12 protein-coding genes and 1 pseudogene are annotated in these 12,555 nt (G+C 37.1%); 2 read left to right on the top strand and 11 right to left on the bottom strand.

Annotated elements, in window-relative coordinates; translation table 11 throughout:
• Genes ACLR96_RS02675 through ACLR96_RS02655 form a run of 5 tightly spaced genes read right to left on the bottom strand, consistent with a single transcriptional unit; the run spans position 1 to position 3,517 of the window.
• A complete protein-coding gene (locus ACLR96_RS02675) occupies positions 1-1,119 on the bottom strand; it encodes a CDP-glycerol glycerophosphotransferase family protein (protein ID WP_412265110.1) in 1,119 nt (372 codons plus the stop codon).
• A 29-nt stretch (positions 1,120-1,148) separates the two neighbouring features.
• On the bottom strand, positions 1,149-1,544 hold the full coding sequence (tagD, locus tag ACLR96_RS02670; protein WP_177270745.1) for a glycerol-3-phosphate cytidylyltransferase: 396 nt from the start codon (positions 1,542-1,544) through the stop codon (positions 1,149-1,151).
• 39 nt (positions 1,545-1,583) lie between these two features.
• Positions 1,584-2,600 (bottom strand): ABC transporter ATP-binding protein, encoded by a 1,017-nt coding sequence (locus ACLR96_RS02665; RefSeq protein WP_412265109.1) that lies wholly within the window; start codon positions 2,598-2,600, stop codon positions 1,584-1,586.
• Positions 2,489-3,295 (bottom strand): ABC transporter permease, encoded by an 807-nt coding sequence (locus tag ACLR96_RS02660; protein ID WP_177270744.1) that lies wholly within the window; start codon positions 3,293-3,295, stop codon positions 2,489-2,491. Before ACLR96_RS02660 ends, ACLR96_RS02665 begins: the two co-directional genes overlap by 112 nt.
• Positions 3,296-3,319: 24 nt before the next feature.
• Positions 3,320-3,517, bottom strand: a complete 198-nt coding sequence (locus tag ACLR96_RS02655) for a helix-turn-helix domain-containing protein (RefSeq protein WP_177270743.1) — start codon at positions 3,515-3,517, stop codon at positions 3,320-3,322.
• 295 nt (positions 3,518-3,812) lie between these two features.
• Here ACLR96_RS02655 and ACLR96_RS02650 point away from each other — a divergent pair, with 295 nt between their 5' ends.
• Positions 3,813-4,025 carry a helix-turn-helix domain-containing protein gene (locus ACLR96_RS02650; RefSeq protein WP_177270742.1) on the top strand — a complete coding sequence of 71 codons (213 nt, stop codon included), beginning with the start codon at positions 3,813-3,815 and terminating at the stop codon, positions 4,023-4,025.
• Between the two features lie 46 nt (positions 4,026-4,071).
• Here ACLR96_RS02650 and recA read toward each other — a convergent pair whose 3' ends face one another.
• From recA to ACLR96_RS02620, 6 genes are all read right to left on the bottom strand, one after another.
• A complete protein-coding gene (gene recA / locus ACLR96_RS02645; RefSeq protein WP_412265108.1) occupies positions 4,072-5,193 on the bottom strand; it encodes a recombinase RecA in 1,122 nt (373 codons plus the stop codon).
• 181 nt (positions 5,194-5,374) lie between these two features.
• On the bottom strand, positions 5,375-6,604 hold the full coding sequence (locus ACLR96_RS02640; RefSeq protein WP_177270740.1) for a competence/damage-inducible protein A: 1,230 nt from the start codon (positions 6,602-6,604) through the stop codon (positions 5,375-5,377).
• 39 nt (positions 6,605-6,643) lie between these two features.
• On the bottom strand, positions 6,644-7,177 hold the full coding sequence (pgsA, locus tag ACLR96_RS02635; RefSeq protein WP_177270739.1) for a CDP-diacylglycerol--glycerol-3-phosphate 3-phosphatidyltransferase: 534 nt from the start codon (positions 7,175-7,177) through the stop codon (positions 6,644-6,646).
• 1 nt (position 7,178) lies between these two features.
• On the bottom strand, positions 7,179-8,510 hold the full coding sequence (gene rimO, locus ACLR96_RS02630) for a 30S ribosomal protein S12 methylthiotransferase RimO (RefSeq protein WP_177270738.1): 1,332 nt from the start codon (positions 8,508-8,510) through the stop codon (positions 7,179-7,181).
• A complete protein-coding gene (locus tag ACLR96_RS02625; RefSeq protein ID WP_412265107.1) occupies positions 8,507-11,122 on the bottom strand; it encodes a DNA translocase FtsK 4TM domain-containing protein in 2,616 nt (871 codons plus the stop codon). Before ACLR96_RS02625 ends, rimO begins: the two co-directional genes overlap by 4 nt.
• Positions 11,123-11,153: 31 nt before the next feature.
• Positions 11,154-11,990: an undecaprenyl-diphosphate phosphatase gene (locus tag ACLR96_RS02620; protein ID WP_177270737.1), complete on the bottom strand. Its 837-nt coding sequence runs from the start codon at positions 11,988-11,990 to the stop codon at positions 11,154-11,156.
• Between the two features lie 264 nt (positions 11,991-12,254).
• On the opposite strand from ACLR96_RS02620, the pseudogene ACLR96_RS02615 reads away from it, so the two are divergent.
• A pseudogene (locus tag ACLR96_RS02615) lies at positions 12,255-12,555 on the top strand (aspartate-semialdehyde dehydrogenase); the annotation flags it as partial.

Genomic DNA, 12,555 nt, shown 5'->3' with positions numbered 1-12,555 from the left:
CTAACGATGCTCTCCTTTAAAATCATTCGTCAATGAAACCAAAAAATCTGATAGTCTATTTGTAACATTACTGCAGTCTATGGATATGTATTTTCTGAAAAAGAGCTTCATATTCTCACTACAGTATGGCTCTGACATTGCTCTAAAAAGATGTTCTTCACGGCAAAATACATATTCTCCGATTCTTTCTTTTACAAAATCCACATTAAGGCCTACATTTTCCTCATATTCATAAACATCAGGAATATAGAAATATAGCTCCTTATCCATCAGCAAGGCTTCAAATGCTGCCGCTGAATAATCCGTTATTACCTTGTCCGATATTTTTATCCAATCAAGAATATCGTGATTTTTAGCAATCACAACTCCTTTGCTTAATACATTTTCATAATTGGTTCTATCAAGCCAATGTTTCCTAATAATTAAATTATAGTTTTCGAAATCAAATCTTTCTAAAAATCCTTCTATATCTAAACTACTGTTCTTCCTGAATGTCGGAGCATATAGAACATTTTCCTTTTCCTTTAGCTTCGGATAATCCTCCAGTATTTTCATTTGTATGCGTTTATCGCTATTGTTTATGTAATCTATCCTCGGCAAGCCAAGCAACTTTATTTTTTCCCTTTTTATATCAAAAGCCTCACTATAAAAGGTAGCTGTTGCCCGGCTAGGCGCTATAACATAATCATAGTTCCTGTAAAGCCTCATAACCTTTACTATATCTTCTCTATTTCCTCCTGGTTTTCCCACAGTTTGATATCCAAACTTTTTTATAGCACCAAGTGAATGCCATATTTGAACCACTCTCTGACCTTCTTTTTTCTTTATAATGGATATAAGTATGCAATATCCGTCCACTACTACTACTTTAGAGGTTGCTATATGATACATCTGTCTCAACATGTGAAATCCATATTTTATTCCACCAGAAAAACTCTTTGTCAATCTTTTAGTAAGTACTACTGTTTCTATATCTCTTTCTTTTAAAGCCTCCTCAAGAAGACGTATATCTATAGTCTTTTTATTTGACTGCCTACTCAAAATAGTTATTTTCTTTTTCAGATTAAATGATTTAAATGCTAAATAGACTAAATTCAATATGGCTACCGCTATTCTCATAATGATAATTTTCATTTTTATTTATAGAATCAATCAGATCCTAATTCCTCTTTTATCTTAGTCGTTGAAATACCCTCTGTTCTATCTAAAAACTTCAATTCACAGTAATCTTTCAAATAATCAAATTTATCACTGTTTTTCCAATCACTTCCCATTACACATATATCAACTTTATATGTATTGATATCATCTATTTTCTGCTCCCATTTTTTTTCCGGAATTACAAGGTCTACATACCTCACAGCTTCCAACATGATTTTTCTGGTTTCATAATCATGAAATGCCCTTTTTCCTTTTAATTCATTAAAATCATCTGTTGATAACGCAACTATCAAATAGTCACCTAATTCCTTTGCACGTTTCAACAAATTAATATGCCCATAATGAAGTAAATCAAATGTTCCATATGTTAAAACTCTAACCATTATCCATATCTCCGTCTGTACAGCAGTTTAACTTAATAATTACATCCTCATAAAGCTTAATCCAATCCCCATCCCTACAACAACAACTGTCAATATCATTATCAAAATTATCATATGCTTATGTGACATTTCCACCGGATGCTTGATGCGGTTATCACTCTCGCTTGTTACCCTTGTAAGATTAGTTGCTTCCTTCCGTTTAAGGCTTTCGTTATACAAGTATATGGCATCACTTATATCTCCGTCATAAAGTACTCTCCCTGACCTGAGTACAATACCCCTGTCACAGAACTGCTTTGCTGTAGCTGTAGAATGCGTAACAAGAAGCAGTGTCGTTCCATAATCTTTTATCATTTTCTTGATCCTATCGACACATTTCTTCTGAAATTTTGAATCTCCTACACTCAATGCTTCATCTACTATCAAAATATCAGGCCTTATACAGACATTTATTGCAAATCCCAGCCTTGCTTTCATCCCGCTGGAATATGTTCGAAGCGGCTGATCTATATATTCACCTATTTCGGCAAACTCTACAATATCCTCTTCAACTTCTTCTATTTCTTTATTGGTCATGCCGGTAAGCTGCCCTTTGAGATAGATGTTCTCTCTTCCTGAAAACTCAGGGTCAAATCCTGCTGTCAGCTCTAAAAGTGCTCCTACCCTTCCTTTCACATGTATCTTTCCGTAAGTTGGGAAAGAGACTCCTGTTATCATTTTAAGTATTGTGGATTTTCCTGCGCCGTTTCGGCCAAACAAAGCAACAGACTCACCTTTTTTTACAGAAAAAGATACATCATTTATTGCTCGTTTTTCTCTATATGTCACAGATTTTATAAATGTAGCCAAGAATCTTTTCTTGTCATTTTTGAATAATTTATATATTTTTGTAACATGATCCAATACTATAACATTATTTTTATCAGTCATCTTATTTTTCTGCCTCACAAAATATCTGGTATCTCTTTTACGGTTCTGTTGTACGCCCATGTAGCTGCGACGATCATGACGAGCAGCATTATCATAAAACATATGAACGGTATCCTTTCTTGCCATATCCAAGTCTCATATATGAATGTGTTTCTGTATCCGGATGCAAAATAGCTCACAGGATTAAACAGCATTAAGATTTTTATCCAGCCCACTTCTATACTGTTGACATCGTACATTATCCCCGAAAGCCAAAATATAGGGGTTACAAAAGAACGAACCAGATTTTTAAAATCCTTACTCATGGCAGAAAGCATAGAAGCAAACAGACTCCAGAATGTAAAAAATATTACCATAAGCAACAAATATATGGGCAATTGCAATATGTATTTGCCCGGGAAATGTCCCAGAATTATGAAAATAATAAGCATAATGCCGATAATGAAAAAATGTATCATCAGCTTAGACAACCCTACGAATGTAGGTATTGTAGATACAGGAAATTTCATCTTTGTAACAAGATATCTGTATTTTAATATCGCCCCCGTACCCTGACTTATCATTTCACTCATATAAAACCACGGTACCATTCCTGCCAATATCCAAAGGATATACGGGCATCCGTTTATATCTCTGTTTGCCCTAAGCCCTATTGAAAACGCGAACCACAATACTAAAACCATGACTGTCGGCTTTATAATAGCCCATGCCCATCCCAATGCAGCACCGGAATAGGTTTTTACTATATCAGCCTTAGCCAATTTCAATATCTGCTCGCGCCACATAATATGTTCTTTTATTATTTCAAATAATGTTTTCACTTTTTCTTCCTATCAAAACGCCTATTATTTTCTAAATACAAGAATATCTTCAACATTACAATCTAAAATTTCACATAATAAATCAATCGTTACTGTACTCAAGGGTTCGTTATGACGAATCCTGTGTATAGTTGAACTTCTTACGCTGTATTTTTTTATAAGTTTATATGTACTTATATTCTTCTTTTTTATGGTCTCCCAAAAGGGCGTATATTCAATCATTTCCCACTCTCATTTTAACCTGTTTCAGGTTAACAATTGATAAAAATTTTAACCTGAAACAGGTTAATTCATTTATTACTATACAGTATTTTGACCCAATAGTCAATCACCCCCCCCCCCTCAAAAAATAGCAAAAAATTCAAATAAATTTTTTAAAGAAGAAACATATTCTGCATCGTTTTTAATCTGTTTCAGGTTAAAAACGCTATAGAAACAATCATATGTTCTATAATCAAAATCATAAAGTAAAATTTTGGATAAAAATGTCGACTTTATGGAGGTGATATACAACGTAATGTACAGAAGGATCCGTGATTTAAGAACTGATCATGATATGACACAAAAGGAATTATCTAAAATCTTAGGCATGTCACAAACAGGATATTCTAAATACGAGACAGGAGAAAATGACATTCCAACGGAAATATTGATACGTTTGTCGAAGATTTATAATGTCAGCATAGACTATCTGTTAGATCAGACTGACTGTAAAAAACCATATAAATAAAGGAGCTGTTTGGAAAATTCATTCAACAGCTCCTTTATTGTAATTACTATTCTATGATAACTCCATCTTCATCGATTATTATATCATCTGTATCGATTCCCGGGATATCCTGTTCAACATTATCTGTGTCTTTATCCCTATCATTTCTGAGATTATCAAGAAGAATTCCTTCAACTTTATCCATAATATCGGGATTATCTTCAAGATATTTTTTCACATTTTCTCTTCCCTGTCCGATCCGATTTCCTTCGAAACTATACCATGAACCGGCTTTTTCTATGATCTTCGCATCTACGGCACAATCCAAAACATCTCCGGATTTTGAAATGCCCTGACCGTACATGATATCGAATTCTGCCTGTTTAAAAGGCGGGGCAACTTTATTCTTGACGATCTTAACTCTCGTCTTGTTTCCCAATATCTGATCTCCAGACTTTATACTTTCTTCTTTTCTCACATCTATTCGCATAGAAGAAAAGAATTTGAGAGCTCTACCGCCTGTAGTTGTCTCCGGATTTCCAAACATCACTCCTATTTTCTCCCTAAGCTGGTTTATAAATATAATAGTAGTATTAGTTTTATTTATAACTCCTGCCAACTTTCTCAGGGCCTGTGACATAAGACGCGCCTGCATACCCACTGTAGCATCTCCCATAGCTCCGTCTATCTCATGTTTTGGAACAAGCGCTGCAACGGAGTCAACCACTACTATTTCAACAGCTCCGCTCCTAACAAGCATTTCAGCTATCTCCAAAGCTTGTTCTCCGTAATCAGGTTGAGAGACGAGAAGTTCATCAACATCCACCCCCAGATTTTTCGCATACTCAGGATCAAGCGCGTGCTCAGCATCTATAAAAGCCGCTCTTCCGCCCTGTTTCTGCGCCTCGGCAATTATATGAAGCGTAAGAGTAGTTTTACCTGATGATTCAGGACCAAATACTTCAATGATCCTTCCCTTCGGAACTCCACCTATTCCAGTTGCCAAATCAAGACTCATTGAGCCTGTGGATATAGCCTCTATATTCATTCTGGCACCGTCATCACCGAGTTTCATTACAGCACCTTTGCCAAATTGTTTCTGTATCTGTGCAAGAGCTTCATTCAACGCTTTATCTCTGTCTTCCTTACTGGCCGACTTCATATTTTTAGTTTCATTTTTAGCTGCCATATAATTACCTCCAAATCAAGAACGTTTGTTCTTTAATTATAATACCCTATTTTTACCATGAGGTCAAGAAAATTATCTCGAATTTTTATGGAATAATTTTACATTTTATTATGCGTTTTGTCAATATATTAAGTATATTTACTATAGACATGGCTGCGAAAAAAATCGTAGCCATACCCTATTATATATTCTTATTTATCATGTCTAACATACTGAGCAGTGTATAATGCCTGTTCCATTTCCTATTGACATCTCTCATAAGAACTTTTTTACAAAGCTTCTTATCTCCATAAATAAAACCTATATACACAAGTCCTACCGGTTTTTCCCTGCTTCCTCCGTCAGGGCCTGCTATTCCGGTAACAGATATGCAGATGTCACTACCGCTTACCCTCTTCAGTCCTTCTGCCATTTCAACAGCAGTTTCTTCACTTACAGCACCAAATTCATCTAAAGTCTCAGCTCTGACTCCAAGTTCATCCATTTTAGCTTCATTGCTGTAAGTTACAAGGCCCCGCTGAAATACCCTGGAAATCCCCGGTATATCTGTGACTGCCGCAGCAAACATGCCGCCTGTACATGATTCAGCCGATGACAATGTAAGTCCTTTTTTCATAAGTTTTTGACATACTACCTCAACCAGCTCTTCATCATCACAGCTGTAAATATAATCTCCGATCCTTTCTATCACTGTTTCAAGCATACGATCAACAGCTTCTTTTGCTTCATGACGTGATTTCTTCTTTGACGCTATCCTAAGAGAGCATTCTCCCTCTTTTGCATATGTTGCAAGTGTCGGATCAGTCTGATCGTCTATAAGATCCATAAGTTCTGTTTCCAGCTGAGACTCTCCTATACCAAATGCTCTTATCATCCTATAATAAATGACATCATCAGACATCGATTCTAAAAACGGCATAACACTTTTTTCAAACATCCTTGTCATCTCTCTCGGAGGCCCGGGCATACATATTATATACTTGCCGTCTTTTTCTAAAGCGAAACCGGGAGCCGTTCCTGCATCATTATGGAACACTTTAGCTCTGGACGGCAGTATCGCCTGTTTCTTGTTGTTTTCCGTCATTTCTCTTCCAAGATTCTTAAAGTATGAGACAAGCTCTTCCATTACATCATCGTCAAGGACCAGTTCATCACCCATTACTTCACAGGCCACCTCTTTAGTCAAATCATCCTGTGTAGGCCCCAGACCTCCCGTGGTCAATACCAAATCACAATCCTCAAAAGCTAAGTTTATCATATCAAATACTCTTTCCGGATTATCACCTACAGTATAATGATACATGACATCATATCCCAGCATATTAAGTTTATTTGAAAGATATACTGTATTAGTATTGGTTATCTGGCCGAAAAGCAGCTCTGTTCCTACACTTAAAATAGCCGTTTTCATCTTTACTACCTCTTTTCTGCTAAAAAATTTTCCTAATTTCTACATAGAAAATAATTTTTTATTTTTAGCTATGTATTCAATACCTGAAACAATAGTCATTATCAAAGCTATCCAAAGAAATATAGTATCCATAGGTAAATTAAAGTTCAAAAGGCTAAAAGGCCAGTTTTCCAATATAAGAAGAGGTATTGCTATCATCTGAGTTATAGTTTTGATCTTTCCTGTAGTACCTGCTGCTATTACTATTCCCTGAGCCGCTGCTACTTGTCTCATGCCTGTTATTATAAATTCTCTTCCCAGTATTAAAATCACCATCCACCCAGGAACATATTCAACCTGTACAAGACATATGAGAGCTGACATAACCAGAAGCTTATCGGCAAGGGGATCCATCAGTTTTCCGAAATTAGTCACCAAATTATGTTTTCTTGCTATATGCCCGTCAAGCATATCCGTCAAAGCTGCCAATATAAAAATTATAGCTGCAGCATATTTATATCCCATGAGAAAAACTACAATGAATACAGGTATGGCAAATATCCTCCCCATAGTAAGTTTATTAGGCAAATTCATATTATTCCTCCTTTTCTCCTATCAAATCATAATCAAAAGCATCCGTTATATGTATCCGAACCATATCTCCGGGACTAAGCTTATCATTTGATTTAAAAATAACGGTATTGTCTATTTCAGGCGCATCATATACAGTTCTTCCAATATAAGCCCCTTCATTATCCATTTCGTCAATCATGACCTCTATAGTATTTCCCACCTTTGCTTGGTTTATTTCTCGGGAAATATCAAGCTGCTTTCTCATTACAGTATCGGCTCGAACAGACTTCACATCCTCTTCTATCTGATTATCCATATTCCCTGCAACCGTACCTTCCTCACGTGAATAAGCAAATACACCCAGACGCTCAAATTTTGTTTCTTCAACAAAATTTACAAGTTCCTCAAAGTCTTTCTCACTTTCTCCGGGAAATCCGACGATGAAAGTAGTCCTTATATGTATATCAGGAATAGCTGACCTTAATCTTCCTATTGTATCCTTAATACTTTCTGTTGTGGAATATCGATTCATCGCATTAAGTACATCATTTGAGATATGCTGCAGCGGAATATCTATATAATTACAAATTCTTTCTTCTGAAGCCATTACATCAATAAGTTCATCGGTTATCTTGTCCTCATAACAGTACATAAGCCTTATCCATCTTATGCCTTCTACCCGGCACAGCTTTCTTAAAAGCTCTGGCAGCATCAATTTTCCGTAAATATCACGTCCGTACTCTGTCACGTCCTGAGCTATCAGAATTAACTCTTTACACCCCTTTAAGGCCAGAATCTCCGCCTCATCCACTATATTCTCCATAGGTCTGCTTCTGTATTTTCCCCTTATCTGAGGTATAACACAGTATGTACAGCAATTATTGCAACCTTCTGCAATCCTCAAAGTCATGGAATACGGATTCTCCTTTATCTTTCTGGCAGAAAATTCTTCAAAGCCATCGGACTGGCAACTGAATATCTGCTGCCTTTCGCCCCTTTTAAATCCCTTCACAATCTGTGGAAGGCGCTCATAATCATTGACTCCCAGGAAAATATCTACCTCCGGAAGTTCATCGGCAAGTTCCTTTCCGTAACGCTGGGAAAGACAGCCTGAAACAATCAGGATTTTTTTGCCTCTTTCATCCCCTTCATCTATAAACCGTGCCATATCAAATATACAGTCTATAGATTCCTGTTTAGCATCATTTATAAAACCACAAGTATTTACCAGTATTGCATCGGCTTCCTTTAAGGAATCTGCCAGCTCCATGCCTGCAGCCTCCCATATACCTTCTATCCCTTCAGAGTCATTAAAATTCTTAGGGCATCCCATCGTTGCTATATATAACTTCATTCTTGTTCCAAATCCTTTGTATTATCTCGCATATTCATCAGATCTTCTTCCGAAATCAATACCTGTCTCGGTCTGCTTCCGTCTGACGGACCTACTATCTGACGGTCTTCCATCATATCTATTATTCTGGCTGCTCTGTTATATCCTATCCTAAACCTTCTTTGCAGCATGGATACAGATGCCTGCTGTGCCTGCACCACCAATTCTATGGCTTCCGGCAAAAGTTCATCCTCAAGATCCCGCTCACTCTTTTCGGCAGCAGGTGTATTGGCTCGCTCTATAGAATCCATTACATTAGATGAATACTCAGCTTTCTCCACCTGTCCTTTTACAAATTCGATCACATCATGAACTTCTTCGTCAGAAATAAAAGTTCCCTGTACCCTTGTCGGCTTACCGCTGCCAAGAGGATTGAATAGCATATCTCCTTTTCCAACTAATTTTTCAGCCCCTGACATATCCAATATAGTTCTGGAATCAAACTGAGAAGACACTGCAAAAGCTATACGTGAAGGTATGTTGGCTTTTATCACACCTGTAATGACATCTACAGAAGGTCGCTGAGTAGCAACGATCAAATGCATTCCAGCAGCTCTTGCTTTTTGCGCCAATCTGCAAATCGACTCTTCTACCTGCGAAGGCGCTGCCATCATAAGATCTGCCAGCTCATCTATGATAATAACAACCTGCGCCATCACTTTTTCTTCCTCGCCTTTATTTCTCATGGTGTTATTATAACTTGCCAATTCTCTTACGCCTTCTTCGGCAAACTTCTTATATCTGTCATCCATTTCAGCTACAGCCCAATTAAGAGCAGCGGCGGCTTTCGACGGTTCTGTCACTACAGGAATTAACAGATGAGGTATTCCGTTGTAATTGGCCAGCTCCACGACCTTAGGATCGATAAGAACAAGTTTAACCTCTTCAGGTTTCGCCTTATACAAAATACTTGTTATTATACTATTTATACAGACACTTTTTCCCGACCCTGTAGATCCTGCAATCAGAAGATGCGGCATAGATTTCAAATCAGCAACAATAGCCTTGCCTGCTATATCCTTTCCTACAGCAAAAGTTATTTTTGATTCGGATTTTTTAAAAACTGCGGAATCTATGATCTCTCTTATGGTAACCATATTGATCCTGTCATTTTCTATTTCAATCCCAACTGCAGGTTTTCCCGGTATAGGGGCTTCTATCCTTATACTTTTGGCCTCCATATTGAGAGCTATATCATCAGCCAGATTTTTAATCCCCTTAACCTTGACTCCACTGTTGGGATGTACTTCATATCTTGTAACTGCCGGTCCCTGAGTAACATTTGTCACCTGAGCATCTATATTAAAGCTATGAAGAGTATTTTCCAGTTTTACAGCCTTAGCTCTTAGAATATTCTCTTCCTCAGCCGGATTAGTTCCCTTTTTCTTAGCCTTTGTCAGAAGATCTATCGAAGGAAATTTATAACTTTCAGATGAAGATGTTGTTATATTGAAATCATCCTCACGCAACATACTCTTCTCTGCTTCCGCCTTTGTCAATTTTTCTTCCATCATCTTTGGAGAAAATCCCCCCACTATAATAGGGCTTCCGAAACCTTCGGATTTTACGTCATCATCTTCACATCGATAAGATGACTCCTGATCCGTGATATCAAAAGTATCCACAGGCGTAATTTTCATCTTTTTCTTATTTTTCTTACCGCTTTTTTGTCTGTCCTCTCCCAGTGAAAAATCAAGACCGTCCATTGCTTTTCCTGAAGCAAGATCTTCATCCTGTACATAACCAAGAATTTTCTTCTGCCGTGCAGTAATCCCCGTATCACCATATCCTTTAGATTCCGCTGCCGCATAAACCTCAGCAGTACTGTGAGCAGGAGTCCGTTCCTTCATATCATCAGAATGTATTGATCTCTGCCGCTGTTTTTCCGCAGCACGTTCTTCTCTGAATTCATCACGCTTTACTTTTCTTTCTTTTGCTTTTTCCAGAAAACGTGATACCGGAGTATTCATCAGCATAAGAAGACATATCACCACCGCTACTACAGAAAATATATAAAGTCCCGGAATACCAATCAGTTTAACGATTAATTTCCCAGTCATCATTCCGAAGGCCCCTCCGTCATCAAGAGCCATGCCATTGTTATAATATACCGGAATATTCCAAAACCTCTGATTTAAAACTGTATCATTAATAAATCTTCCTGAATTCATCAGAGAAATCATCAAAAATATTATAAGCAGCAATACTGCTGATTTTATTCCTACATGTATAGTTTTTCTCATAAACAACAAAACGCCGTATATTATAAAATAATACGGCAGTATATATGCAGCAAATCCAAACATTCCTTTAAAAAAATGTGATAAAGATAAACCTATTGTTCCGGCAGCCTCAGTTTGAAACGCTATTATAAAAAAAACACCTATGGCAATTAAAATTATAGCTACAATCTCATCCCTTACACTGCTGTCGAGTTTCTTTGCTTCAGGTTTTACAGACTGAGCTTTCACTCTGGATGATGAAGATGATGCTATTTTTCTTCCTGAATTTTTACTGCTGTTTCTATTCCTGCTGCCAGAAGGCTTTTCCGACTTTTTTCTCTTCTCCTTCATTGTTTACCTCTAATAAATAAACTTCTATCATCTACACAAAAATCAAAGCGTAAACTATCACTGCTATACCAAGCGCCCATGTGTAAACAGAAAAACCCATAAGATTTTTATTGGAAACAAGCTTTATCATAGCTTTAATGGCAAACAGCCCTGATAATGCCGAAACCAGCACACCAACCACAACAGGTCCAATAAACGACATATCCATTCCTGCTTTAAAAGCATCCGGCGCTTCTACTATTACAGATCCAAGTATAGACGGAATAGAAATAAGAAAAGCAAATTTGACAGCAAATTCCCTGTTAAGACCTGAAATTAAACCTCCGAAAAGAGTCGATCCTGATCTTGAAATCCCCGGACATATAGCTACACCCTGCATAAGACCTACAAAAAAGGCATTCCTGAATTTCATCTCTTTAATACCTTTACTGTTCCTTCCCATTCTCTCCGCTATGACAAGTATCGTACCGGTTATAAGAAGTCCTATACCTATGGCAATAAGTGACAGATACATGGCATTAAACAGATCATTGAAAAGCAGCCCGATGATAGCTGTAGGTATCGTTGCTACAATTATCATGAAACCAAGTCTTCTCGTAGGATTAGCATTTATTCTCAAGCCTTTTCCTGTAAATATATCCTTAATCACCGCACCAAGTTCTTTTACAAGAGCTACAATATCCTTCCAGTACACGATGAAAACCGATATAAGCGTCCCTAAATGAAGCAATACTGCAAATGGAAGCACATTTTCAGAGCTTATTCCAAAGAAATACTGTAAAAGTGCTAAATGTCCTGAGCTGCTTATAGGCAAAAACTCAGAAAGTCCTTGTGCCAGTCCCAAAATTATCCCTTGAATGTACGTCATGATTTAATCCTCCCTGCCTTTTCTCATGTATATTCAATTATGCCGTAAGGCATTTTAGTCAACTTGTTAATTATACCACAACAGTATATCAAATAATATGTATTTTTATTTAATCAGCACAGAAATTGCGACAAAATCTTGTCTTAACCCTTTACATCTGCACACTTTCGGTAGTATAATTAATGACAAAGCGTTTTTAAGATTAACCGCTGAAATGTTTATGAATATAATAAAATTAACAATAAATTTAGGAGGTCATTATTTATGAACAGAAAACCAAATATTGCAGTCGTGGGTGCTACAGGAGTAGTCGGTTCCACATTTTTAAAAGTTTTGGAGGAAAGAGATTTTCCTTTCGAAAACATTTACATGATGGCATCGGCCAAATCTGCAGGCAAAAAATTGACCTTCAAAGGTAAAGAATACATAATCGAAGAACTCACAGAACATTCCTTTGATAAGCCTATAGATATTGCTCTCTTTTCAGCAGGCGGTTCCACAAGCGAGAAATTTGCTCCCATAGCAGCTTCCAAAGGTGTTATCGTTGTTGACAACAGCAGTCAGT

Source organism: Lentihominibacter sp., assembly GCF_046951855.1.
Classification (GTDB): domain Bacteria; phylum Bacillota; class Clostridia; order Peptostreptococcales; family Anaerovoracaceae; genus Lentihominibacter; species Lentihominibacter hominis.
The sequence above is the reverse complement of the archived record's forward strand: the minus strand, read 5'-3'. Positions and strand labels throughout refer to the sequence as shown.